The organism is Roseobacter fucihabitans, from assembly GCF_014337925.2.
GTDB lineage: Bacteria > Pseudomonadota > Alphaproteobacteria > Rhodobacterales > Rhodobacteraceae > Roseobacter > Roseobacter fucihabitans.
Genome location: NZ_CP143423.1, coordinates 4,289,955 through 4,315,175, shown reverse-complemented (window position 1 = coordinate 4,315,175; position 25,221 = coordinate 4,289,955). Strand labels below are relative to the sequence as shown.

The 25,221-nt window shown below is 57.8% G+C and carries 18 protein-coding genes; 12 read left to right on the top strand and 6 right to left on the bottom strand.

The window, feature by feature from the left end; genetic code table 11:
• Positions 1-125: 125 nt before the first annotated feature.
• From ROLI_RS21075 to ROLI_RS21030, 10 genes are all read left to right on the top strand, one after another.
• On the top strand, positions 126-1,445 hold the full coding sequence (locus tag ROLI_RS21075; RefSeq protein ID WP_187428567.1) for an ABC transporter substrate-binding protein: 1,320 nt from the start codon (positions 126-128) through the stop codon (positions 1,443-1,445).
• Positions 1,446-1,543: 98 nt separating this feature from the next.
• The gene (locus ROLI_RS21070; protein WP_187428568.1) at positions 1,544-2,491 is read left to right on the top strand and encodes a carbohydrate ABC transporter permease; all 948 of its coding nucleotides are present in this window, start codon (positions 1,544-1,546) and stop codon (positions 2,489-2,491) included.
• Positions 2,488-3,426: a carbohydrate ABC transporter permease gene (locus ROLI_RS21065; RefSeq protein ID WP_187428569.1), complete on the top strand. Its 939-nt coding sequence runs from the start codon at positions 2,488-2,490 to the stop codon at positions 3,424-3,426. The genes ROLI_RS21070 and ROLI_RS21065 overlap by 4 nt, the downstream gene beginning before the upstream one ends.
• Positions 3,423-3,611, top strand: coding sequence for a hypothetical protein (locus ROLI_RS21060; RefSeq protein ID WP_187428570.1), 189 nt, complete (start codon positions 3,423-3,425; stop codon positions 3,609-3,611). Before ROLI_RS21065 ends, ROLI_RS21060 begins: the two co-directional genes overlap by 4 nt.
• Positions 3,612-3,618: 7 nt before the next feature.
• A complete protein-coding gene (locus ROLI_RS21055; RefSeq protein ID WP_187428571.1) occupies positions 3,619-4,716 on the top strand; it encodes an ABC transporter ATP-binding protein in 1,098 nt (365 codons plus the stop codon).
• A complete protein-coding gene (locus ROLI_RS21050) occupies positions 4,709-5,704 on the top strand; it encodes an ABC transporter ATP-binding protein (protein WP_187428572.1) in 996 nt (331 codons plus the stop codon). The genes ROLI_RS21055 and ROLI_RS21050 overlap by 8 nt, the downstream gene beginning before the upstream one ends.
• A gap of 13 nt (positions 5,705-5,717) precedes the next feature.
• Complete coding sequence (locus ROLI_RS21045) at positions 5,718-7,349, top strand: dihydroxyacetone kinase subunit DhaK (RefSeq protein ID WP_187428573.1); 1,632 nt, start codon at positions 5,718-5,720, stop codon at positions 7,347-7,349.
• 11 nt (positions 7,350-7,360) lie between these two features.
• Complete coding sequence (locus ROLI_RS21040; RefSeq protein ID WP_187428574.1) at positions 7,361-8,428, top strand: LacI family DNA-binding transcriptional regulator; 1,068 nt, start codon at positions 7,361-7,363, stop codon at positions 8,426-8,428.
• A gap of 10 nt (positions 8,429-8,438) precedes the next feature.
• A complete protein-coding gene (locus tag ROLI_RS21035) occupies positions 8,439-9,494 on the top strand; it encodes a sugar phosphate isomerase/epimerase (protein WP_187428575.1) in 1,056 nt (351 codons plus the stop codon).
• Positions 9,494-10,633 carry a Gfo/Idh/MocA family protein gene (locus tag ROLI_RS21030; protein ID WP_187428576.1) on the top strand — a complete coding sequence of 380 codons (1,140 nt, stop codon included), beginning with the start codon at positions 9,494-9,496 and terminating at the stop codon, positions 10,631-10,633. Before ROLI_RS21035 ends, ROLI_RS21030 begins: the two co-directional genes overlap by 1 nt.
• Positions 10,634-10,685: 52 nt before the next feature.
• On the opposite strand, the gene ROLI_RS21025 is transcribed toward ROLI_RS21030, so the two are convergent.
• Complete coding sequence (locus tag ROLI_RS21025) at positions 10,686-12,125, bottom strand: oligosaccharide flippase family protein (protein ID WP_187428577.1); 1,440 nt, start codon at positions 12,123-12,125, stop codon at positions 10,686-10,688.
• Between the two features lie 317 nt (positions 12,126-12,442).
• Positions 12,443-13,498 (bottom strand): glycosyltransferase family 2 protein, encoded by a 1,056-nt coding sequence (locus tag ROLI_RS21020; protein WP_187428578.1) that lies wholly within the window; start codon positions 13,496-13,498, stop codon positions 12,443-12,445.
• 435 nt (positions 13,499-13,933) lie between these two features.
• On the opposite strand from ROLI_RS21020, the gene recQ reads away from it, so the two are divergent.
• Together recQ and ROLI_RS21010 are read left to right on the top strand one after the other, a co-directional pair.
• Positions 13,934-15,979: a DNA helicase RecQ gene (recQ, locus tag ROLI_RS21015; RefSeq protein ID WP_187428579.1), complete on the top strand. Its 2,046-nt coding sequence runs from the start codon at positions 13,934-13,936 to the stop codon at positions 15,977-15,979.
• A 134-nt stretch (positions 15,980-16,113) separates the two neighbouring features.
• On the top strand, positions 16,114-16,881 hold the full coding sequence (locus ROLI_RS21010) for a YaaA family protein (RefSeq protein WP_187428580.1): 768 nt from the start codon (positions 16,114-16,116) through the stop codon (positions 16,879-16,881).
• Between the two features lie 220 nt (positions 16,882-17,101).
• Here ROLI_RS21010 and ROLI_RS21005 read toward each other — a convergent pair whose 3' ends face one another.
• From ROLI_RS21005 to ROLI_RS20990, 4 genes are all read right to left on the bottom strand, one after another.
• A complete protein-coding gene (locus ROLI_RS21005) occupies positions 17,102-19,399 on the bottom strand; it encodes a response regulator (RefSeq protein ID WP_187428581.1) in 2,298 nt (765 codons plus the stop codon).
• A gap of 114 nt (positions 19,400-19,513) precedes the next feature.
• Positions 19,514-21,556 carry a hypothetical protein gene (locus tag ROLI_RS21000; RefSeq protein WP_187428582.1) on the bottom strand — a complete coding sequence of 681 codons (2,043 nt, stop codon included), beginning with the start codon at positions 21,554-21,556 and terminating at the stop codon, positions 19,514-19,516.
• Positions 21,553-24,330, bottom strand: a complete 2,778-nt coding sequence (locus tag ROLI_RS20995) for a DUF4159 domain-containing protein (protein WP_187428583.1) — start codon at positions 24,328-24,330, stop codon at positions 21,553-21,555. The genes ROLI_RS21000 and ROLI_RS20995 overlap by 4 nt, the downstream gene beginning before the upstream one ends.
• Complete coding sequence (locus tag ROLI_RS20990) at positions 24,327-25,208, bottom strand: DUF58 domain-containing protein (RefSeq protein ID WP_187428593.1); 882 nt, start codon at positions 25,206-25,208, stop codon at positions 24,327-24,329. Before ROLI_RS20990 ends, ROLI_RS20995 begins: the two co-directional genes overlap by 4 nt.
• Positions 25,209-25,221 lie beyond the last annotated feature (13 nt).

Sequence of the window (25,221 nt, the reverse complement as noted above, 5' to 3'; positions counted from 1 at the left end):
AGATATTTTTGAGGGGCGTACCTCAAAAATTGTGTCGACATGATGTGCGCCCCTCATTTAGCCTGAGAATGTCTGAATTCCGAATCGGCCGTGATCGATCGGAAGGGGCGCTAGGGAGGAACAACATGAAACATTATAAATTAACGTCGGTCAGTGCTGCTAGCATCGCCATCGCAAGTATGGGCGCATCTGCGCAGGCCGAAGACCTTACACTTTGCTGGGCCGCTTGGGATCCGGCAAATGCCTTGGTAGAATTAAGCAAGGAATTCGAGGCGCAGTCCGGGCACACGATGAGCTTTGAATTCATTCCATGGCCAAATTTCGCTGATCGCATGCTGAACGAGCTCAATTCGGGAGGCAAACTCTGCGATCTTCTGATCGGAGATAGTCAATGGATCGGCGGTGGTGCGGAAAACGGTCATTACGTTAAGTTGAATGACTTTTTCGATGCTGAAAATATCTCGATGAACGATTTTGCAGACGCAACAGTCTATGCTTATTCGACTTGGCCCAAGGGAACAGAAAACTATTATGCGCTGCCGGCGATGGGGGATGCGAATGGTTGGTTCTATCGCAAAGACTGGTTTGAGCGCGATGATATCAAAGCGGCCTTCCAGGAGGCGACGGGACGCGCATTAGCAGAACCCAAGACGCAGAAGGAAATGCTCGAAATCGCGCAGTTCTTCCAGGGGCGGGAAATTGATGGCCAAACCGTTTACGGTGCCGCAATTTTCACGGAACGTGGGTCAGAAGGTATCACGATGGGCGTGACTTCGGCTCTATATCCTTGGGGTTTCAAATACGAAAATACCCCGGGAAAATATGATATGGAGGGTGCTGTAAATTCGGCAGAGGCGGTTGAAGCTCTTGAGTTCTATAAAGAGTTTTATAAGACTGCAACGCCGCCTGGATACACCAATTCCTATATGGGCGAGAGCCTTGATGCGTTTAAATCCGGCCAGGTTGCGATGGCGATGAATTGGTTTGCTTTCTTCCCTGGCCTTTACGCTGACCCGAACACCGGTGGCGACAAGATCGACTTTTTTGTCAACCCACCACAAAATCAAGCGGGATCCACGCTTGGGGGCCAGGGCATTTCAGTCATTGCTTATTCAGACAAGCAGGATGCGGCGTTAGAATACATCAAATGGTTTGCAAACCCTGAGGTACAGCAGAAATGGTGGGATTTAGGCGGCTATTCCGCGCATAAGGCCGTTTTGGAAGACCCAGGTTTTGTCGATAGCGCCCCTTTTGCGGGTGATTTCTTGGAGGCTATGGGTGCCGTACAGGATTTCTGGCAGGAGCCTGCATATGCTGAGCTGCTTCTGGCCATGCAAAAACGTATCCACGATTATGTGGTCGCGGATCAAGGGACGGCACAAGAGGCTCTGGACAAGTTGATCGAAGATTGGACTGAAACCTTCGAAGACGAAGGCAAGCTCTAAAAAATACCAAGTAGGGTGGCCTAAAAGCCCACCTTACGTCTCCCCTCAACCCGTAGGGTGGGCTTTTAGGCCACCTTGCGCCGGGAAAGCTGTGCCAAATGAACGATACTCCAATTTCACGCGCCGCCAACGCCACACCGCCGACCGTGGCCCGCAAGATCAAAGGTTTGAGCGACCGCGCGATTGCATGGATATTCGTCGGGCCAACGATCTTCTTGTTGCTTGCGATCAATATTTTTCCATTGATTTGGACGATCAACCTCAGCTTTACTAACTTCCGCGCCAACCGTCTCAATCGCGAGGTGGAATACGTCGGTCTGCGCAACTACGAACGCATTCTGACAGATAGTGACATATGGCTGAACATGCAGGCCACCGCGCATTTCCTGTTCTGGACGATTTTTTTTCAGGTCGTTATCGGGTTCACCCTCGCCTATCTGATCAACAAGAAATTCAAAGGGAACGATCTTTGGACCACCATCATCGTGCTGCCTATGATGCTTTCCCCTGCGGTCGTCGGGAATTTCTGGAAATTCCTCTACCAACCCCAAATCGGACTTTTTAACTACATCATCGCCTTTTTCACTGGCAAAGAGCCTTCAAGTTTCGAGATGTTGGGTTCGGTTGATTTGGCACCCTGGTCCATCGTGATCGTTGATACATGGATGTGGACACCCTTTGTGATGCTGATTTGTCTGGCGGGGCTACGCTCAATCCCCGACTACATCTATGAGGCGGCTGAGGTGGATCGTGCTTCGAAACTCAGGCAATTCTTTACGATCACCATTCCGATGATCCTCCCGTTCCTGATGCTGGCGATCCTGTTTCGCGGGATCGAGAACTTCAAGATGTTCGATCTTGTCGTGCAGCTTACGGGCGGCGGTCCGGGCTCAACAACCGAACTGACGTCCATCAACCTCAAACGCGAAGCCTTTGAAAAATGGCGCACGGGCTATGCATCAGCCTATGCGATCATCCTCTTCGTCACGGTATTTGGTCTGGCCAGCATCTATGTCAAAGCCCTCAATAAGGTCAAAGAACGATGAGCAGTTTTTCCGTCACCGAGCCCAGCAAAAGCTCCAAGTGGTTTGCCGGCACGCTTGTCATCACCTATGCGCTTATCACCATGATCCCGCTGGCCTGGATTATGCTTACCGGTTTCAAATCGCCCAGCGACGCGATCAGCTACCCGCCCAAGGTCTTCTTTGAACCCACCCTCGAAGGCTATGTGAACCTCTTTACCACCCGCACCCGCCAAACGGATGAATTCCTTGCCGCCAACCCGCCGGAAAACTGGTATGAGGACATCGTGCGTCAATACGATATGGTTATTGCCGGACCGTCCAAATTCGGCGAACGTTTCCTGAATTCGGTGATCATCGGGTTTGGCTCGACCTTCCTCAGCATTTTCCTCGGCACACTTGCGGCCTATGCCTTTAGTCGGTTCAAAATTCCGCTGGCGGATGACCTGCTGTTCTTCATCCTTTCCACTCGAATGATGCCGCCCATCGCCGTTGCGATCCCGATCTTTCTGATGTACCGCCAGCTTGGCTTGTCTGATACGCACCTCGGCATGATCCTGCTCTATACGGCGGTCAATATTTCACTCGCCGTCTGGCTGCTCAAAGGTTTCATCGACGAAATCCCGCGCGAATATGAAGAGGCCGCTCTGATCGACGGCTACACGCGCTTTCAGGCCTTCTACAAAGTTGTGCTGCCGCAGGCCGCCACGGGCATCGCCTCCACTGCTATCTTCTGTCTGATCTTTGCATGGAATGAATACGCTTTTGCGGTCTTGCTGACCTCCGGTACGGCGCAAACGGCCCCGCCTTTCATCCCAACAATCATCGGAGTGGGCGGTCTGGATTGGCCCGCCGTGGCTGCGGGTGCCACGATCTTCCTGCTGCCCGTAATGATCTTCACTGTCGCCCTGCGCAAACACCTGCTGCGCGGCATCACATTTGGAGCGGTTCGCAAATGAGCAATTTTATCGCCGGGCTGATCGGCTTCAAACGAGGGCCATGGGAATTGGTGGCGACCATTCTGATCGCTTTGGGTGTGTTTATGCTGATGCAACCCTTTGTCATGTGGGCCTTCACCTACTCTTTCATCACAACCCTTATTGGCACGGTGATGTTCATCATTGTTTCCCATTTCCCGGAGTAACCCCAGCGTGGCGCAAATCATCATCAAAACCGTCCGCAAGGAATTTGGCGACTTCACCGCCGTGCGGGAATCCAGTTTCACCATTGAGGATGGTGAATTTTTCATGCTGTTGGGTCCATCGGGATGCGGCAAGACGACCACTCTGCGCATGATCGCGGGGTTGGAATTGCCAACGTCTGGCGAAATATATCTCGACGGCGAGGAGATCAGCCAAAAGCCACCCAGCCAGCGCGACATTGCCTTTGTGTTCCAGATGTTCGCGCTCTACCCGCATATGAACGTGCGCAAAAACCTCAGCTACCCGCTCGTCTCGCAAGGCATGGCGCGCCGTGACGTCAAGGCCAAGGTCGAAGAGGTCGCGGGTATCCTCGGCATTCAGGACATTCTCAACAAACCGGTTGGGGGCCTGTCGGGGGGGGACCGGCAACGCGTCGCTCTGGGCCGGGCCATCGTGCGCGACCCCAAGGCCTTCATGATGGATGAACCGCTGGGCGCTTTGGACGCCGAATTTCGCGAACATATGTCCGAGGAATTGCGCGCCCTGCATGATCGTATGGGTGCCACGACCGTCTATGTCACCCATGATCAATTGGAGGCCATGCAGATGGGCGATAAGATCGTGGTGATGAACAATGCGGTGGTCGAACAATTCGGCACCCCGCAGGAGATTTACGATAAGCCCGCCACGATGTTTGTGGCCGATTTCATCGGCTCGCCCTCGATGAATTTCCTGCGCTTTGACGGGGCCGTGGCGGAAAATGCCCACAACGTGGAGATGAACGGTCAAACCCTTGCCGTTCCGCGCCAGATGGAAGGGTCCCGCGGCAGGTTGGTTTTCGGCGTTCGCCCTGAACATGTCACGCTCAGCGATAGCGCAGAGTATCGTGGCGAGGTGCTGGCGACAGAATACCTTGGAACGACGCAGATCATAACGCTGGATACCCCGAATGGCGAGCTGAAAGCGCGTGTCCCTGCCGGGCAGGTCGCATCGGTTGGAGAAAAAATCGGGCTTGGGTTCAACGCGCAAACCGTGACGCTTTTTGATGAAGCGACCGGCGCTGCCCTGCGCTCGGAGTTGAACAATGAGGTGTTCTCCCATGGCTGAGGTGATCCTGAAAAATGTGTCAAAATCCTTTGGCAAAACGGTCGCGGTGTCGGATATTGATATGACCATTCCCGATGGGGCATTTGTTGTTTTGCTCGGGCCGACCGGTGCGGGAAAAACCACAACGCTGCGGCTGATCTCGGGTCTTGAAACGCTGGACGGCGGTGAAATCAGCATCGGCGGACGTGTTGTGAACGGTGAAACGCCCGCGCAGCGTGACGTGGCCATGGTGTTTCAGCAATACTCTCTTTATCCGCATTTGACAGTGCGCGAAAATCTCGAATTCCCGCTGAAATCGCCGATCCTCAAGACGCTGCCGGAGGAGATCAAACGCAAGGTGGATGAGGTCGCCTCGGTCCTGCAAATCACCCATAAGCTCGATAATAAGGCGACCGCTTTGTCGGGCGGGGAGATGCAGCGTGTGTCCATCGGGCGCGCGTTGGTGCGTGAGCCGCAGGTTTACCTCATGGACGAGCCGCTGAGCTCGCTCGATGCCAAATTGCGCACCGACCTGCGGATCGAGCTCAAACGCATTCAGGCCAGCCTTGGCGCGACGATCCTCTACGTGACCCATGACCAGATCGAAGCCATGACCATGGCCACCCATGTGGGCGTGCTCAACGAAGGAAAGTTGGTGCAATTCGGCACCCCGCGCGAGATTTATGAGAACCCAAATTCGCTCTATGTCGCCTCGCGTTTGGGGCAACCGCGGATCAATATCCTGCCCGCTGATCTGTTTGGTACGGCCCCCAAAGGCGCGCATCGCATCGGTCTGCGTCCCGAGCATGTGATGCAGGGCGAAGGCCGCGCGGCTCAGGTCGGTCGTGTCGAACGGCTGGGGGATCACACGCGGTTGCATCTGCGACTGGACGGGCATGACATCACGACGCTGGCCGATCCGCATACGGGCTACACACCCGGCAGCGAGGTGAAAATCGCCCCGCATAATCCGCTATGTTTTGATGCGGCCGGAAACAGAATTTACTGAAAAGGGGAGAGATATGGCGCAATTCATCAATGGCACGGAGACGCTTGTGACAGATGCCATCGACGGTCTGTTGGCGGCCTCAGGTGGTGCTCTCTATCGGCTGGACGGGTATCCCCATATCAAGGTGGTCTGTCGCGCCGATTGGGATAAATCCCGCGTTGCGCTGATCTCGGGCGGGGGGTCGGGGCATGAACCCGCTCATGCCGGATTTGTCGGAGAGGGCATGTTGACGGCGGCTGTCTGTGGCGAGGTCTTTGCCTCCCCTTCAGTGGACGCCGTATTGGCCGGAATTCTGGCTGTGACAGGGGAAGCGGGATGCCTCTTGATCGTCAAGAACTACACAGGCGATCGGCTGAATTTTGGTCTCGCCGCAGAACGTGCGCGTGCGTATGGTTTGAAGGTTTCGATGGTTATCGTCGATGACGACATTGCCCTGCCTGACCTGCCACAGGCGCGTGGGGTTGCGGGCACATTATTCGTGCACAAGATCGCCGGCAGCCTTGCAGAGGATGGCGCGGACCTCGATACCGTCACCGCCGCCGCGCAGGACGCCGTGACGGATATGGCCTCCATCGGTACGTCGCTGGACACCTGTAGCGTGCCGGGTTCGGTCAAGGAAGACCGGATTGCGGTCGGTATGGTGGAGCTTGGCCTCGGTATCCACGGCGAGGCTGGCGTCCAGCAGGTTGCCTTTGATGGCGCGGTCGGTGCAATGGACATGGTGCTCGACAAGCTCGCGCCACATTTGAACGGGGAGGGCTGCGTTGCGTTGCTCAACAACCTTGGTGCAACCACCCCGCTGGAAATGGCCGTGCTGACACAGGCCCTCGCAACATCGCAAAAGGCGAAAGCGATCACGAAAATCATTGGTCCTGCGCCCTTGATGACGTCGCTCGACATGCATGGGTTCTCCGTATCGATCCTCCCCCTGACGCCGGTGCGGTTGGATGCCCTGAACCGACCTGTGCCAATGTCGGACTGGCCGGGTATGACGGATCTTGCGCCTGTCATAAGTAAGCCTCTCCCCGACGGGTTGAGTCCAATCGAGCCAATTCCTTCGGAAAACGCCAAAACCCGCGCCTTGATCGAGACCTGTTGTGATCTGTTGATCGCGGCCCAAACGGATTTGAACGCGCTGGATGCAAAATCCGGTGACGGTGATACGGGCAGCACCCTGGCAACAGCCGCACGCGCCCTTAAGGGCTCTCTGGACAGGATGCCACTTGCCGACCTGACACAGCTTTTCCGTGCGATCAGCAATGAACTCAGTCAAACAATGGGGGGGTCATCGGGGGTTATCCTTGCCATCTTCTTTGGTGCGACGGGGGATGCCTGTGCGAACGGGCACCCGACATCGCAAGCCTTGATGATCGGCTTGGATCGGATCAGCCAGGTTGGTGGCGCGCAGCAGGGAGACCGCACGATGATTGATGCGCTCAAACCCGCGTTTGATGCTTTGCCGCAGGGGTTTGAAGATGCCGCCGCCGCGGCCCGTACGGGTGCGAATGGAACCGCGCAAATGGGCAAAGCCAAAGCCGGGCGCGCCTCTTATGTGCCTGAGGAAAACCTGATCGGCCATAATGATCCGGGTGCCGAAGCCGTTGCGCGCCTGTTCGAAGGGCTGGCAACCGCGCTGAAAGGCTAGCGAATTTGGGCATGAAGATCAGCCGGGAAACTCTCTCCAACCCTACGGTGAATGACATCGCCCGCGTGGCTCAGGTGAGCCTTGCAACCGTTGATCGCGTGCTGAACGAACGTCCTGGCGTGCGCAAGATCACGGTCGAAAAGGTCAATCGCGCCATCGCCGATCTGGGCTATGTGCGCGATACCGCTGCGGCCAACCTGGCGCGGGGCCGGGTGTATCGCTTTCTTTTCATCCTGCCCGCGACGCAAAACGAATTTGTCGATCTGATCGAGGATCAGATAACCGACCTGTCCGGTGGCCTGAAGCGCGAACGTACGCAAATCTCCTGCACGCGCGTCCCCGCATTTGATCCCATGGCGCTTGCGGAACGGATCAATGCGCTTGATCCGAACGAATTGGACGGTGTCGCGATCTTTGGCCCTGAAACGCCATCAGTGCGCGACAGTATTTCCCGTCTGAGGGCGCATGGTGTGGCGGTTGTGTCGCTGGTCGCGGATATTCCCAGTTCTGAACGCAACACCTATGTGGGCATCGATAATGTCGCGGCGGGCCGCACGGCCGCACAACTTATGGGGCGCTTTTTGGGGCCGGTAACGGGCAATATTCTTGTGGTGACGGGATCAATGCTGGCCAGGGACCACCTTGAACGGCGGCTGGGATTTGACGACGTTATGGCGCGCGACTTTCCCAATCTCACCGTTCTGGCCTCTTTGGAGGGTCGTGACGATCCGAACCTGATCGAACGCTTGTTGCCACAGGCCTTGGCAGGCGCGCGCAAGGTGATCGGAATTTATTCCTCCGCTGCGGGCAACGCCGGTTTGATCCGCCACTTCGCCAATGTGGTGAAGACCAGCCAGCCCGTGATCATCGCGCATGAGTTGACGGCCTTGTCACGTAAAGCCCTTGGGGCGCGGCTTTTCGATGCGGTCATCAGCCAGGACGCCGGGCATCTGGTGCGCAGTGCCGTGCGGATCATGCGCGCGCATAGCGATAAAGTTCCGGTCAATCCGGCACAGGAACGCATTCGCATCGACGTTTATCTGAAAGAAAACCTGCCACCGGATATCGGCGGCATTTAGGGAGGACACCATGAAGACGATCAAAGGACCGGCGCTGTTTCTGGCGCAATTCGCAGGGGATGACGCGCCGTTCAATTCCTGGGACGCGATCACGAAATGGTCGGCGGACTGCGGTTACAAAGGCGTGCAGGTGCCCAGCTGGGACACGCGCCTGTTTGATCTGGAGAAGGCCGCGACAAGCAAGACCTATTGCGATGAATTCAAGGGGCGGGCGGCGGCCAATGGCGTCGAGCTCACCGAGCTTTCGACCCATTTGCAGGGGCAATTGGTTGCCGTTCACCCGGCCTATGACACCGCGTTCGACGGTTTCGCGCACCCATCGGTACACGCGAACCCCAAGGCCCGCCAGGCATGGGCCGTCGATCAGGTGATGAAAGCCATCAGCGCCTCGGCCAATATGGGCATCAAGAACCACGTCTCCTTCTCGGGCGCTTTGGCCTGGCCCTACATCTATCCCTGGCCCCAACGCCCTGCCGGATTGATTGAAACGGCATTTGATGAACTGGCTGCGCGCTGGCGTCCGATCCTGGATCATGCGGATGAAAATGACGTGAACATCTGCTATGAGATACACCCCGGCGAGGACCTGCATGACGGTGTGACCTTCGAGATGTTCCTGGAGCGGGTGGACAATCATGCGCGCTGTAACATGCTCTATGATCCGTCGCATTTCGTGCTGCAATGTCTGGATTACCTCGACCACATCGACATCTATAAGGACCGGATCAAGATGTTCCATGTCAAGGATGCCGAGTTCAATCCGACCGGGCGTCAAGGCGTCTATTCCGGGTATCAGCCCTGGGTGGACCGGGCCGGACGGTTCCGTTCCTTGGGCGACGGGCAGGTCGATTTTGCGGCGATCTTCTCCAAGATGGCGGCCAATGATTTCGACGGCTGGGCTGTGGTTGAATGGGAATGTTGCCTCAAACACCCCGAGGACGGCGCGCGCGAAGGGGCGCAATTTGTCAAGGATCACATCATCCGCGTGACCGAACGCGCCTTTGATGATTTCGCGGATGGCGGCACGGACGTCGCCGCAAACCGCAAGATTCTGGGGATTTCGTGATGGGGGGCCGTATTCGCCTAGGCATGGTCGGCGGGGGCAATGACGCCTTCATCGGGGGTGTTCACCGCATCGCCGCGCGTTTGGATGACCGCTATGAACTGGTCGCGGGGGCGTTGTCCTCCACACCGGAAAAGGCGCAGGCCTCCGGTGCGGCACTTGGGCTGGCTGAGGACCGCATTTACGATGATTTCAAACAGATGGCGATCCGCGAGGCGCGTCTGAAAAACGGTATCGAGGCGGTGTCCATCGTCACGCCGAACCACGTGCATTTCGCCGCCGCGCGCGAGTTTCTCAAACGCGGCATTCATGTGATCTGCGACAAGCCGCTGACCTCGACCATGGCGGATGCGCGCAGAATGGTGAAGGCGGTTGCGGACTCCGAGGCGCTGTTTTTCCTGACGCATAATTACACCGGATACCCGATGGTGCGGCAGGCCCGCGAGATGGTGGCGGGCGGCGATCTGGGCAAAATCCGCGTGGTTCAGGTGGAATACCCGCAGGACTGGCTGACCAAGCAGGAGGATTTCAAGCAGGCGGCCTGGCGCACGGACCCGGCGCAATCTGGCGCGGGCGGTTCCACCGGCGATATCGGCACCCACGCGCATAACCTTGCCTGTTTCGTCAGTGGTCTTACGGTCGAAAGCCTAGCCGCTGATATACAGGCTTTCGTATCCGGGCGGCAGCTGGACGATAATGCGCATGTGCTGCTGCGCTTTCAGGGCGGCGCGCGCGGGATGCTGTGGTGCAGCCAGGTCGCGCCCGGCAATGAAAACGCGCTTCGATTGCGGATTTACGGTGAAAAAGGCGGGTTGGAATGGGAGCAGGAAAATCCCAACCGATTGTGGTTTTCGCCCTTTGGCGCGCCCAAGCAGATGATCACCCGCAATGGGGCGGGTGCTGGCGGTGCCGCCGCACGGATGAGCCGCATTCCGCCCGGGCATCCCGAAGGCTATCTCGAAGGGTTCGCCAATATTTACAGTGAGGCGGCGGAAGCGATCATCGCGCATCGCACGGGGTCAAAGCCCCCCGCAGACGTAATATATCCGGATATTCACGATGGGCTGCGCGGCATGCAATTCGTGGATGCCTGCGTGCGCTCTTCGGCGCGAAATGCCGCTTGGGTGACGTTGCCGGATTAAAATCTGCGGCCGGGATACCCAAAATGCGCGCCGTTTGTGGGGTCGAACGCCCCTAACGCGGGCGCGCCCAAGGAATGAGTTTCAGCGCTTTTTGCGCTTCGTAAAACAGCATATGGCGCAGGGCGATCACCGCGATGACAAAGCCTGCGATGCCCGCGGCACTCGCGACCAGCAGCTGCAATGCGGCATGCTCGCTGGTGTAAAGATGCAGCGCCAGCGCGGCAGGGCCGGCGGTGCAGATGGCCAGCAAAGCCGAACTGAGCAGAACGTTGCGGAATTGTTTGTGATTATAACCGGTTGTACGTCCAAATGCGCAGGTTTGGCGAACCACATTTATGATCTGTGCAAGCACAAGGGCGATACATAACGCCTCGATCGAAATGAACGCCCCGACGGTCGCGAGAATGACGCGGGTGATATGATGCAGCACGTCAAGACGGGTGCCAAGCCGCAATTCGCCAAGCGCAATAAAAAGGGCCTGGTTCATTTTCGTAAATGCATCCGCGATGCCGATGAGAGCCAGCAGCTGTACGATAATCGGCGCCGCATCCCATCCGGGTCCCAGGACCACACGACAGAGCGGATCGGCAAGGATTGCAATCGCTGCGAAGGCTGGCCAGGTCAAAGCGGAGAGTAGCTCGACTTTCTTGAGATAGATCGCCGCCGGTTGATGGCCGTTCTGTATGGCCTGAACAAAAGCGGGCATGATCACCGGGCTCATGCTGTTAAGAAAGACCTTGTCGAACAGTTTCACAACCTGATCCGCGCGGTTGTAAACGCCAAGGGTCGCGACGCCCAGAAAGCTGGAAATCGCACCCAATATCCCCAGGTCACAAAGGTGGCGAATGACCTGATTTCCGCTCAGACGGGTGCCATCCACGATAAGTGTTTGCCATCCGGTGATCCGCGGGGCGGGAATCGCCTGCCTTTGCCTGGCGCATGCAAATAAGGCGAAAGACACGATTTGCTCTGCAAGCAGACCGGCGGCCAAGGCGGCAGGGCCAGCTCCGTAAATCGCGGCCAGTATCGAAACGCCGCAGCGCGTCCAGGCACCAAACACATTGACCGTGGAAATCAACCCAAAACGCATGCTCTGCATCAGCGGGATGTTGAACAGAAGTTCGAGTGGACCAAGGAAAACCGAAGCGGCCAGGATCCAAAGTGTTACATCCAGCGACGGCGGCACGATCTGTTCGGGTAGCACCAGCAAAATAAAGAGAAAACCGCCCCCCACGACCATTGCCGATGCGAGCGCCAGGCCAAAAGCCTCCCCATGTCTGCGCGGCTCCAGGGTCGGATCTTTGAGCAGTTGGGATTTGATGCCAAGATCAGCAAGTGAAACCGCAATTTGATGGGAAATCGCGGCGAGGGCGAAAAGTCCGAAATCGGCCGGGCTCAACAACCGGGATAACACGACAAGCGCAATGGCATGCGCGGCCAGTACGGCCGGGCGGCTCAGCAATCTGTCACGGATCGCGCGGCGCAGGCTCATGGTGTTGTGTTGCCGGGTATCGACCGGGATCGGTCGGCTGAGCAGACGCAAAAGGGGTGCGAAACCCTATTCCGCAGAGGGGCCGAACCGACCAGGATGGCTTGGCCCGCATTCCGGTTTAGCGTGCGTATTGGGCTTGTCGCCGCGCCAAACCGGCAGACGCCATCCGGGTTATATGATTTCCGCGTCGGACCAGTTCTCATGAAAGAACCCTGTAGCTCAGCAATCTATCCAAAGGCAATGCGTGGGCAGGAAAAACCCAAGCCGGGCGGCTCGACACGGCAGTTTATCTTGCACCTTGTTGCAAGCGTAAAATATCAAAATGACTTGGTAGACAAGGCCGTTTGATGGAGCAGGCGGCGCATGGTCCGCGACCTCAGAGGGTGAAATGAGATGCCATATCGCGTTGTCGGGTTAACGCTCTGAAATTTAGGCGGCTTTTGCTGGCGTAAAGCACCGCCGGCATTGCGAATAAACCGATACCCGAAATCTCGAAGGCGGTAGAAGGCATAGGCTGCTGTTGACAAGGAACTGATTTGGAACGCTGCTAAAAAGTCGGAGAGCGCGGTGAGGAGTTTACCATCTCTTGCATGTGCGATCGCCAGTTCGGCAGTCGCGTATGAACGTGCCAATTGCATAACATTGTCCGGTACGTTGGAATGGCGTTGCGCCACGATGTTCAGCATTTTCAACCGGGCCAGTGCCATACGCACATGATTTCTTGACATGGACCGGTGATCATATCTGTAACCGGTCAGGTATTCAGGCACGACACCAACCTTCCAGTCGCGCGAGATGAGAACCTGAAGCAAGTAATCCTCACAGCCCCATCTGTTCAACGCCATGCAATACCCATCGACCTGTTCGAATGCGCGGCGTCTGATCATGATGGAACTGCCATTGCCCACGCAATTATACAAAAGCGAAGCGCAGAAGATATCACCGGACCAAACGGTCAAAGCACCATCCCGGATGAGATAATCCCATTGGTCGATCCGTCTGAAAAGCGTGTAAACGAAGCCGATGTCCGCGCCTCCCTCAGCGAAGACCTCAAGCTGCTTTTCGATTTTTTGGGGGTGCCAGACATCATCCGCATCCAAAGGCGCGATGAACTTGCCCGATCCGGCCCGCGCCCCGGTATTTCGCGTCGGACATAAACCGCAATTCGGCGTCACGATGATGACAATGCGATCATCCTCTTGCGCGTGCCGCCGGACCAACGCTTCGGTGTTATCCGTTGCGCCATCTATGACAACGATGATCTCGAGATTGCGATGGGTTTGGCAACGCACGCTGTTCAGCGTGGTATCGATTGTCGCCGCGGCATTATACGCGGGTATCACAACCGTGACCAAAACCTCAGCATCTGACATTGATCACTCCGCTACTCTGTACTCCAAACGCACAGTATCGACCAAAATTCGGAATTTCGAAGCAAGTAAAACACGCCTGATGCGCAACCTGTCATGGATTCCTCAAGTTTCAATTTAGGAAAAGAAACTACGCCACCTTTCCCCGATTAACCCTGCGGTTGTCAACCAGATGAGAGCCCGATGCGCTATTGTCAGCCGGTTTACGGACGGTTTTTCATATTCTCCAAAGTGGTGGGAAATTGAAAGAACGATCCCAAAAGGTGCCGGGTGGTGGGTTCTCAGGTCTGCGTTGTGGATGCAAAATAATGCGCCTGCCACGCGCGTTCAAACATGATCCGTAAACTTATTTTCGACGCGCTTCGGGGCAAGCACTTGTCCGCGAATTCCGAGTATGGGAGATTGCGCAAAAAGAGCAGGTATTATTAGGGTTATGACATGACAGGCGCGGGCGATCTGTTAAAAAATGTATTCGGTTTTGATGATTTCCGTCCTGGACAAGGCGAAATCGTTGAGGCCGTGACTGCCGGTGAAAACGTTCTTGCAATCATGCCGACCGGCGGTGGGAAATCGCTTTGTTTCCAACTGCCTGCGCTGATGCGAAACGGTGTGACTGTGGTGATATCTCCGCTGATTGCGCTGATGCGGGATCAGGTACGTGCTTTGCAAGAGGCCGGGGTTTGCGCCGGCGCTTTGACCTCTGGCAACACGCCGCAAGAGACCGATGCGGTTTTTGAAGCACTGGATGCTGGCCGGTTGAAACTGCTTTATATGGCGCCTGAGCGGTTGGCCACTGGGTCCGCCCTTGGATTGCTGCGCCGGGTGGGCGTGTCGTTGATCGCTGTGGACGAGGCGCATTGCGTGAGCCAGTGGGGTCATGATTTTCGGCCCGATTACTTGCGTATCGGCGAATTACGGCGCGACCTGGACGTGCAGCTGGCGGCTTTCACCGCGACCGCCGACACAGAAACGCAGGCCGAAATTGTTCAAAAGCTGTTTGACGGCATTGCGCCACGCGCGTTTCTGCGCGGGTTTGATCGGCCCAACATCCACTTGGCCTTTGCCTCAAAAGACAGCCCTCGCCGTCAAATTCTCGATTTCGCCTCCGCGCGCAAAGGGCAGTCCGGCATTGTTTATTGTGGCACGCGCGCGAAAACTGAAGGCCTCGCGGGTGCTCTTCGCGAGGCGGGCCATACCGCGCTGCATTACCATGGTGGCATGGAAGCCCAAGACCGCCGGATCGCGGAAACCCGGTTTCAGCAAGAGGACGGCCTGATTGTGGTGGCCACGGTCGCCTTTGGCATGGGGGTCGACAAACCGGATATCCGCTGGGTCGCCCATGCGGATTTACCCAAATCTATCGAAGCTTATTATCAGGAAATCGGCCGCGCGGGCAGGGACGGCGCGCCCGCTGAAACCCTGACGCTTTTTGGTCCCGAGGACATCCGCCTGCGCCGTTCGCAGATCGACGAAGGGCTCGCACCCCCCGAACGTCGGGCGGCGGATCATGGACGGTTGAACGCACTTTTAGGATTGGCAGAAGCTCTTGCATGCCGTCGCAAGACTCTGCTGGGATATTTTGATGAAACGGAAATAACTTGCCGAAACTGTGATCTCTGCGATCAACCGGCGGATGTTTTTGACGGTACGACGGCGGTGCGCAAGGCGCTGTCGGCGATCCTGCGCACCGAAGAATGGTTTGGCGCGGGACATTTGATTGATATCCTGATCGGAAATGAAACCGATAAGGTGCGTCAGCGAGGGCATCAGAATTTACCGACTTACGGGGTCGGCACGGAATATGATCGTCGTCAATGGCAAGCGATTTTTCGGCAAATGATGGGGCATGATCTGGTACGCCCGGATCCCGAACGCCATGGCGCTTTGCGGATGACGGATGCGGCTCTTCCAATTTTGCGCGATGAAACGCGCATTGAACTTCGACGCGACAGCATCCGTGCGGCAAATGCCACCCGGCGTCCGGCCGTAAAAACCATGGTCTCCGAAGAGGATGCGCCGCTGTTGTCCGCGCTTAAGGCAAAACGCCGCGCCTTTGCCGAGGCCGCCAAGGCACCGGCTTATGTGATATTCAACGACCGAACACTTGTTGAAATGGCCGAAACGCGACCGCAAACCCTGGACGATATGGCCAGGATTGGGGGCGTCGGTGCCAAAAAACTGGAACGCTACGGCACTGCGTTCTTGCAGGTGATCGTGGGAGAGGCAGAGCAGATGCATCCGACCCGGCGTAAGCTTGCCGGGCGTGAGGCGGGGACCGTTTATGACCGGTTGCTCGCGGCACAAGCCGGTCTTGCCCGCGGTGCGGATGGGGTGGATAAGCCACTCAGCTGCTCTGCGTCACTCCTGGCGAAAGTGGCCCAGATGCGTAACGCGGATCCCTCAGCCTTGGAGCGTGTTTTGGGCGGACGACGGGCCGAACGGTTTGGCACCGCCTTTCTTGATGTTCTGCGGGATGCCAATTGAGGCGCGGTGCGCGCAGAACGTCTCTTATTACGTAAAAAGTACCGGATATGAGCGCCAGCAGATGGTGCTTTGACCCTGCCACCCTACATAAGATACGAAGCATTCGCCGCTGATGAAAAGAAAGCACGCCATCCATGATCATTTTACTGTCACCCGCGAAAAACCTGAACGAAAACCGCGCCGCCGGTAAGGCGACCACGTCGCCGCGGTTCATTGATCAGGCCGAAGAACTGACAGCGACAATGGCGGGTTGGTCCGAAGCTGAGATTGCAGAGCTGATGAAGGTTTCTGCAAAAATTGCACGGCTAAATGTCGAGCGGGTGTCGACCTGGTCGCGCGAGTCCGGGGTGGCGCAGGCGGCGGGCGACATGTTTGACGGGGATGTGTATCAGACCCTCGAAGTGGCCACGTTGGACGAGGCGACGCGTGCGGAAGCCAACCGGCGATTGAGGATTCTTTCAGGGTTATATGGGCTGTTGCGACCGAGCGACGATGTTTGCGCCTATCGCCTTGAGATGGGCCGTAAGCTTCCCGGGCATGCGGCGGGCTCGCTCTACAAGTTCTGGGGCAGCAAAATAGCAGATGCGCTGGTGTCTGATGCGCAGGTGGCGGATACCGATACGATATTGAATCTGGCCTCTGAGGAATATGCGAAATCCGTTGATCGGAACGCTCTTGCCGGGCTGCATCTTGTGTCCCCCCGCTTTGAAGAGGACCGAAATGGCGTGCGAAAGATGATATCCTTTTGTGCAAAACGCGCGCGGGGTGCGATGGCGCGTTGGGCGCTTGAGAACCGTATCACCGCGCCCGGTGATCTGGCGGATTTTGATATTGGGGGGTATGCATTTGATGCGGAGAGCTCAACCGAGCTTTGCCCGGTTTTTGTAAGGGTCGCGGCTTGAAAACCCAATCGGTGCTTTGGCGCGTGATCGCCGCGGGTTGGGTGCTTCCATTTTAAATCAACCCATTAACCAATTCACTTCCGCCTCGGGTTGATCGCATGTTGGGCGACGGCGTGTCTGAATTCTGACGACGCCCAGATATATGACCGGGTGGGATCGGCGCAGGCTTAAAGCATACAGATGGCACGACCGAATGAGCCAGAGATATAGAGTTTGACCTCTATCCGGCTTCCTGATCGGGCGTTTCGGGTCTCGGGTTTATGGCATCGACCGGGCAGTATTCCATGATGCGCGCGTGTAGTTCCGCTTTACGAACCGGTTTGGACATGTAGTGATCCAGTCCGGCAGAGAGAATATCCTTGCTGTCGCCTTCCATGGCATGCGCAGTTAGCGCCACAATGGGAATATGACGCCCTGTCTCCAACTCAGCTTTTCGAATAGCCTGGGTCGCTTCCTTGCCATCCATTCGCGGCATCGAAATATCCATAAAGATAATATCAGGATCAAAGGACTGATGGGCTTGGACCGCATCCAGCCCATCATTGGCGAATTTCAAATCAACATCGAAATCCTTGAGCATTTTGCGGAAAACCAGTTGATTGGTCTTGTTGTCCTCTGCTGCGAGCACGCGCATGCGCCTCTCATCTGTTTGCTGCACAATCGGTTGCGCGGGAGTTGAATCCTCCCCTGTCTTTTTGACCCCATCAACGGACGATGTCTCGGCTGTTGATTTCCGGTGAGAAAACCCAGGCGAAAGGGACGTCTCGGAGGCCTCATCAACATGCGGGGAGCCGGAGTCTTTCACGAGAGACAACCAGTTGATTAATTCTCGGCGTGGAAACGGGCGTGGCGAAATTGTGGTGATCGCATCTTTTGCCGGGTCTGCCTGTGCGTAACCGACATTGGAACTGATCAGAACAATCGGCATCTGATGTCCGGCCTTGCGCGCCGTCTGCGCAAATTCGAGCCCATTCATTACCGGCATCATATGATCCACGAGCACCACATCGACAGTACGATCCAAGAGCGCCAATGCCTTTGCAGCGTCCGGACAGGCGGTCGCTTTGAAACCCAATGCCTCAACCTGCTGCGTCAAGATATTGAGATTGGGCTCAAAATCGTCGATGATCATCACATGCCGCAGGGCATCAGGCAAATCCGGATTTTGCGGTTTTTCATCGGGTGCGGTCTCGAAGTTGAGCTCGAAACCGAAACATGACCCTACGCCCTCTTCCGAGGTAAGCCATATTTTTCCGCCCATCATCTTGATCAGATGTTTGGTAATCGTCAGGCCAAGCCCGGTCCCGTCAAATTGACGGTTGCGTTCATTTTCGACCTGGTTGAATTCGCCAAAGACATGTTCGATCATATCTTCCGGAATGCCGATCCCGGTATCTTCGACCGTAACGGATAGTGTGAAATTGGTGCCGCCCGCATCTGCGTTTCCGCGGACTTTGATCAGCACATGCCCTTTCTGCGTAAATTTGACGGCGTTGCCCATCAGATTGGTCAATATCTGGCGCAGCCTGCCGGGATCGCCAATGAAACGGCAGGGAAGATGCATACCGTAATCAAGCGTCAGTACCAGACCCTTGTCCCGTGCGGAGGATTGCAACAGCATGATCACTTCAAGAATCGCCTGTTCCAGGTCGAAAGGTTCAGGGTGCAGTTGCAGGCGTTCCGCCTCGATTTTGGAATAATCCAGAACGTCATTGATGATGACAAGCAACGCCTCGCCGGAATTCTTGATCGTATCTACATAGAGCCGTTGTTCTTCTGTCAGGGGGGTATCCACCAACACATCGGCCATTCCCACGACACCGTTCATGGGTGTTCTGATCTCGTGACTCATATTCGCCAGAAACGCCGATTTTGCCCGGTTTGCGGATTCGGCGCTCTTGCGTGCGGCCTTCAGGTTCTTTTCGTATTTGACCGTTTCGGTGATGTTCAGCCCTAATGAGATAATGTCGCCATCCGGCCCGCGCTGATCGATGACCTTGATGTATTCCCCGTTCCACAGTCGGATCACGACGGATTCGGGTTCGGGGTTCTGGACCCTTTCGATCATCTTTTGACGCCATGCGGCGGGGTTCAGATCACCGGTATTGACGATACCTTCATCCGTAAGAAGTTGTAATATGGTGACATAGTTGATTCCGGGGGTTACCTCTTCCAGCTTGTCAAAAACGGCAAGGTAGGAGCGGTTCGCCATGATCATTTCCAGATCCGGCGTGAAGAATGCAAATCCATCGTTGATGGTTTCAATGGAATGCCAAAGCCGACGCTCGACCAATTCAATTTTCTGATGTGCTGCAGAAAGGTCTGATTTGACGCGCTGATTCTCGTTCCGAACGGTGGCGACCTCGGCGCGGGTTTCCACGATTTCATGCGACAACGCTTTCGCATGTGCCCCGAGTTTGCGGTTGGCCGCGAAAAGCTCCGCCTGCTTGAGTTCAAGCAGACGTTCGGCGGCCAATCTGCCGCGGCGTTCTTCCGCCAGTTTGTTGGCAAGACTCATCCGACCACCGGGTTTCACATCCTTTTTCAAAGAGTGCCACCAACAGGGTGAATAACTGCTTAATGCGTGGCGGCTTTGGCTACGAATCCCGTTGCTATCCGAGCCGTGGGCGCTCTACCTGCGGCCTTCTCGCAGCCAGGCTGCCGTAATCAACCCCGCAGAAAGCAATAAGACCAGCCAGCCGGGTAGCAGGTTGGTTTGCCGGATATCACGGGTCTCAAAGGCGGCGCGGGGGGTCAGGCCGATCCATCCACGTCCCGCCGCTGGTCGCCCGATTCGCACATTGCGAAGGCGCGGCAAGCCCTCTTCGAGTCGCAGGATGCCACCACGCATCTCCGAGAGTACCGGAACCATGATATCCGCGGTCGCGATGGTTTTCTCGAACTCCCGCGGTGCTGCCGGGCCAAGCCCGATGACCGCATTTTTATCCCCATTGCTCAGGCGATAGAGGCCAATTTCCGGACCCGCAAAGCTCCCTTCAAAAACGCCTGGGCTGGTTTCTAAAAGGGTAAGTTCCGTGGTGGTGCCCGAGGGGTCGGTAACGCTCAGCGGGGGCACGGTTTCGGCCAGCGTACGCCGTTTGATCCGCATGTTCTGGCCTGTGGCGTCTGCGGTCAGGGATTCTTCTTCGAGTTCCGGCTCCTTCATCATCCAATGCGCCAGCCTGCGCAGCAGTTCCAATTGCGGTCCACCGCCTTCATACCCCCGGTTCCACAGCCACGCATGGTCCGACGCCAACAGGGCAACGCGACCCTCGCCCACACGGTCCAATATCAACAGTGGCCGATCATCCACGCCCGACATGACGACGTTTCCAGCGGTCTCGGAGACGTCAATCTGGCGTAGCCACCTGCCCCACTCCCCGACACCGGGCAATTGCGTCGTGACCGGGTGGCGTTCGCCCAGATCAGTGACGACCGGGCGATAGGGTTCGTCCAAGACGCGCGCCGTGGGGGCCGCCGGGAGGACGGAGCCCAAAGGGGAGCGGAAAATGCTGTCCGCGCCGGCAAAATCCGCACCGGCTGCCACCAGCACGGCACCGCCCTGGCGGATATAATTTGCAACGTTGTCGAGATAGAGCGCGGGCAGGATCCCGCGGCGCTTATAGCGGTCAAAAATAATCAGATCGAAATCGTCGATCTTCTCCAGGAACAATTCGCGCGTCGGAAAGGCGATCAGAGAAAGCTCGCTGACCGGGACGCCGTCCTGCTTTTCCGGGGGGCGCAGGATGGTGAAATGCACCAGATCAACGGAACTGTCTGATTTCAAAAGGTTGCGCCATGTCCGCCCGCCGGGATGGGGCTCTCCGCTCACCAAAAGCACGCGCAAACGGTCGCGCACACCGTTCATCTGGATCAGGGCCGTGTTGTTGCGATCCGTCAACTCTCCTGTCGCCATGGGAACAGTGAATTGGATCACGTTACGCCCGCCATGGGGCAGCGTCACGGGCAACTCGATATCCTCGCCCAGGGGCACCTGAAAGCTCTGGGGGTCCGAGCCATCCACCGAGATATCCAAAGGTGCCATCCCCGATCCGGTCGGGGCCGCGCCCATGTCGTCGATCCGTAGCGTCAAGGTCACAGGTTCACCGATGATCGCAAAGGCGGGCGCGTTTTTCACGCTCAGACGTCGGTCCCAATCGGTGGACTTGCCGGTTAGCAACACATGCATCGGTGCGGGTAGTACGAGCGGTAGATCGGTATCATGCACCTGCCCGTCGCTCAGCGCGATGATGCCTGCAATCCGGGCGCGGGGTTCTTCGGCCAAGGCATTGGACAGTGTCGTCATCAATTGCGTACCCGCGTCTCCCGCGCCATCTGGTACCGTGATCCGGCGCACTTCGGTATTGGGGCGCGCGTTGATTTGCTTCTCCAGCGTGTCGGCGGCGGATGTCGTCTGATTTGGTCGGTCCGACAGGTCCTGGCTGGCGCTTTTGTCTTCCAGGAGCATCACGATATCGGTCAGGGGCGCGCGATCCTCCTGCTGGTAGGATGGGCCCGTCAAGGCGGCCAGAACAACCAGCGCCGCCAACGCCCGCAGCGCCCAGCCATTCAGGCCGCGCACCACGGCAAGGATCACACCGCTCAAAGCGACAAGGGCGACAACCACCAAAAGCGTCCAGGGGATCAGCGGATCAAAGATGATGTTCCCGGTCATTGGCCCAACCTGTCCAGCAATGCAGGCACATGCACCTGATCTGATTTATAATTGCCGGTCAGCACATGCATCACAAGGTTGACGCCAAAGCGGAAGGCCAGCTCCCTCTGTCGCTCGCCAGTAAAGCCGCGCCCGATTGGCACCATGGGGGCCCCGGAGGCGCTGACCGCCCATGCGGATGCCCAATCATTGCCGCCGATCACCACCGGCGTTACCCCGTCATTGAGGTTGCGAAATGGCATGCCTTCGACCTGCTCCGCGTCGGGCGGGGCGGCCTCGACCCAGACGTCACGGCTGGCATGGCGGCCCGGAAAATCCTGCAACAGATAGAATGTGCGCGTCAGAACGTGATCGGCGGGCAACGGTTCGAGTGGGGGAATATCCAAGGGTGCTGCAAGGTCCTGCAACTTGCGACCATTGGGGCTGGCCGCGCCGAAGCGCGCGATATCCGCATCCCGTGTGTCAAAGATGATCAGCCCGCCCGAGCGCAGATAGGCGTTGAGTTTTGCATAGGCCACCGATGAGGGACGCGGTTGATCAAGGGTAATGGGCCAGTAGAGCACAGGGAAAAACGCAAGCTCATCCGTTTCAAGATCAACCCCGACGGGGGCGGCGGGTTCGACCGAGGTACGAAAATAGAGGGTATCGGACAGGCCACGCAGCCCGGCGTCCGATATTTCATCCACCCGTGTATTTCCAGTGCGCACATAGGCCAACACAAGCTCGGCGGTTGCATTGAGCGCAAAGGCGTCTTCCTCGGTTGTCTGGGCCTCGACCGGGGGCGTGACGCCGAGAGGCAGGACAGCGATCAAGCCGATCATTGCGGCGCGGTTCATGTGGCCCAGCAAACGTCCCGATAAGGCAAGCGACGCCACGACATCGGCCAGCAAGAGCAAGATCGAGAGGCTCAACAGCCAGCCCGCGATGGGTTGTTCAGGCGGCACGGCGAAACCTCTGACGGGAATGTTCGCAGGCCAGGTCACGGGCGTCAATACGGTATCAGCTGTCACGACGTTGCGCGCAAGGCGGCGGTCACCGGAGGCATAGATTCCCGGTTGCATATCCGGTCCGGCGGGAGCGTTGAGCAGGTCGGGACCGGGGACCCCCGGCAAGGTGCCAGCGTCGCTCAGGGTTCCAAACCCGTCCATCACCAGTTCCGGCGTCCACGTGGTGCCATCCAGTTGCGTGACATCGGGTTGCGCCGCGGAGGTCGAGATTGCCAGACGTTCCATCATCTGCACAAAGAGACCCGAGAGCGGTAATGTCGACCAATCCGCCGTGGCCGTCACGTGGAACAGCACGATCTGTCCCTGTTCACGCGCTTTGCGGGTCACCAGCGGCGTGCCGTCAGTCAATTCGGCGATCACCCGCTCGGCAAGCGTCGGGTCGGGCTGCGCCATCACCTGCGATGTGATCTGGACATCATCGGGAATGGGCAGGCCGAAAAACGGAGAGCTTTCGCGAAACGGCGCAAGCGCCTTGGGTGCGCCCCAGCTCATCGCGCCACCCACCGTCCGTCCGCCAGTGCGCAGACGCACGGGCATCATCGGATCCTCATCCATACGGCTGACGTCACTTGCGGCCACGCGCGGACCGGCGAAACGCACGAGCATGCCGCCCTGATCAATCCAAGCCCCTATGCCTTCCATTTCCGCGGGCGACAGGGTCGCAATATCCGCCAAAACGATGACGTCGGGGTTGGCGGGCAAAATATCGCTGATCGCACCGCGTATCAAATCCGCATTGGGCGATAGCGCCTGCTCAATATAATGCAGCGGTGACAGGAGTTGCAGGCCCTCGCGGTTTTCACGCCCCGCAATCAGTGCGATCTCGCGGCGGCGCAGCCCGTCATCGGCCAATGTGCTCGCCCCGGCAGAGCGTTGGCCTTGTACCTCGAACCGTGTGATGCGCGCGCGCAGCTCGGAAGGGAGTGCCAGAGCCGTATCGGCCATGGTTTCGCCCTGCGCGAATGTGGCGATGGCCGTGGCCAGGATGCTCGGATTGCCCGCCGGATCGCGCCCCTGTGCCTGAACTGTAACCTCGCGCTCGGGACCGGGGGCCGCGCGCAGGGCGGCGATTTGCACCGCACCATCCTCAAATCCGGCGGGCCGCAATGCGATGACGTTTGCAGCTGTCTGATAGACCTCTACCGTTCCCTGCGCCTCGAAGGCCGCAAGCACATCTGCGCGCCCAGGGTACTCCAGTCCGTCACTGAACCATAATGTGTCAAAGCCATCAGCCGCTACGGCAAAGGAAACCGCCTGTGCTGCGCGCGCGGCGTCCGGTTGCCAGGGTGCGGGCCGGAAACCCGGAAGCCGTGAACGCCAGGCATCTGCTGCCTGGAAAACCGGCGGTTCAGGGCGCGCCATATCAAGGAAAGATACGGTACGCCCGGCGCGGCTTGCGCGGGTGAGCTGCGCGGCAATCGCCTCTTCCTGTTCGGCCCATCTTGTGGCCCCGGCCCAGCTGCCATCCAGTACGATCAGCAAGGGGCCCGTGCCCTGTGCCTGATCTTCATTTGGGTTCAAAACCGGGCCTGCCAGACCCAGAATGATCGCGGCAACCGCCAGCATGCGCAGCAATAAAAGCCACCAGGGGGTGCGATCAGAGACCGTTTCATCGTCCTTGAGACCGAGCAGGAGCGCCACGCCGGGAAAGCGGCGACGGATGGGCGCAGGTGGCACCGCGCGCAGGATCAGCCATAGGATCGGTAAAGCCAGCAGAGCCATGAGCAACCACGGTGCGGTGAAACCAATGCCTCCCAGAACGGTCATCGGATGCTCCCCGTATCCAAAGCGCGGTAGAGCCACAATAGCGCCGATTGCGCCGAGGCATCCGTGTGATGCAAGCCATATTGCCAGCCCGTGACCGCACAGAGTTTCGCCAGCTCATTCTTGCGCGCACCCAGCCGTTCGAGATAGCGGCTTTTGAGGTCGTTGGCCTTGAGGGTCTCATGGCGCAGGCTACCGCCGACGCTCTCGAAAATCGTGCGCCCGCGGAAAGGGAACGCCTCTTCGCTGGGGTCCAGAACATGCATCAACACGCCGCGCACACCGCGATCAGCCGCCTTGGTCAGCGCCAGTTTTACCTCTGCGATGTCGCCCATGAAGTCCGATATGAACACGGCCCGCGCCGATGGAATCATGGCGCGATGTTCGGGGGGGGCGTAATCATCAGGCGCATCTGTCGTGAAGGCCTCGGCCAAACGCAGGATTTGCGCATTGCCCCGTCGCGGAGGCAAGGTCGTGCCGGTCAACCCGACGCGTTCACCGCCCCGCACCAGCAGCACGGCAACGGCCAGGCCCAATAGACGCGCGCGATCCGCTTTGAGCGGTAAACCCGCGTCGCTGGAAAACCGCATCGAGGCCCCCTGATCGACCCAGAGCATCACCGATTGCGCGATTTGCCATTCGCGTTCGCGCACGAACTCCTGGTCGCCGCGCGCCGAGCGGCGGTGATCGATCATACGACGGCTGTCGCCGATCTGGGCGGGTCTGTATTGCCAGAAATCATCACCCATCCCGGCACGCCGGCGCCCGTGATCGCCCAAGAGTACCGCGCCCGCAAGATGTTCGGCCCGCGCCAAAAGAGCGGGCAGTGCTGCGGCCTGCTCTTCGGCACCCGCGCGCAGAGCAGTGGGTTGGTCAGACATCTGGGCGGGGGAT

Coding starts and splice junctions, on each gene's coding strand:
- ROLI_RS21020 (WP_187428578.1), bottom strand. CDS start 13,498: ATGTCAGATGCTGAGGTTTTGGTCACGGTTGTGATACCCGCGTATAAT.
- ROLI_RS21060 (WP_187428570.1), top strand. CDS start 3,423: ATGAGCAATTTTATCGCCGGGCTGATCGGCTTCAAACGAGGGCCATGG.
- ROLI_RS21075 (WP_187428567.1), top strand. CDS start 126: ATGAAACATTATAAATTAACGTCGGTCAGTGCTGCTAGCATCGCCATC.
- ROLI_RS21010 (WP_187428580.1), top strand. CDS start 16,114: ATGATCATTTTACTGTCACCCGCGAAAAACCTGAACGAAAACCGCGCC.
- ROLI_RS21040 (WP_187428574.1), top strand. CDS start 7,361: ATGAAGATCAGCCGGGAAACTCTCTCCAACCCTACGGTGAATGACATC.
- recQ (WP_187428579.1), top strand. CDS start 13,934: ATGACAGGCGCGGGCGATCTGTTAAAAAATGTATTCGGTTTTGATGAT.
- ROLI_RS21005 (WP_187428581.1), bottom strand. CDS start 19,399: ATGAGTCTTGCCAACAAACTGGCGGAAGAACGCCGCGGCAGATTGGCC.
- ROLI_RS20995 (WP_187428583.1), bottom strand. CDS start 24,330: ATGACCGTTCTGGGAGGCATTGGTTTCACCGCACCGTGGTTGCTCATG.
- ROLI_RS21070 (WP_187428568.1), top strand. CDS start 1,544: ATGAACGATACTCCAATTTCACGCGCCGCCAACGCCACACCGCCGACC.
- ROLI_RS21045 (WP_187428573.1), top strand. CDS start 5,718: ATGGCGCAATTCATCAATGGCACGGAGACGCTTGTGACAGATGCCATC.
- ROLI_RS21025 (WP_187428577.1), bottom strand. CDS start 12,125: ATGAGCCTGCGCCGCGCGATCCGTGACAGATTGCTGAGCCGCCCGGCC.
- ROLI_RS21065 (WP_187428569.1), top strand. CDS start 2,488: ATGAGCAGTTTTTCCGTCACCGAGCCCAGCAAAAGCTCCAAGTGGTTT.
- ROLI_RS21050 (WP_187428572.1), top strand. CDS start 4,709: ATGGCTGAGGTGATCCTGAAAAATGTGTCAAAATCCTTTGGCAAAACG.
- ROLI_RS21035 (WP_187428575.1), top strand. CDS start 8,439: ATGAAGACGATCAAAGGACCGGCGCTGTTTCTGGCGCAATTCGCAGGG.
- ROLI_RS21030 (WP_187428576.1), top strand. CDS start 9,494: ATGGGGGGCCGTATTCGCCTAGGCATGGTCGGCGGGGGCAATGACGCC.
- ROLI_RS20990 (WP_187428593.1), bottom strand. CDS start 25,208: ATGTCTGACCAACCCACTGCTCTGCGCGCGGGTGCCGAAGAGCAGGCC.
- ROLI_RS21000 (WP_187428582.1), bottom strand. CDS start 21,556: ATGACCGGGAACATCATCTTTGATCCGCTGATCCCCTGGACGCTTTTG.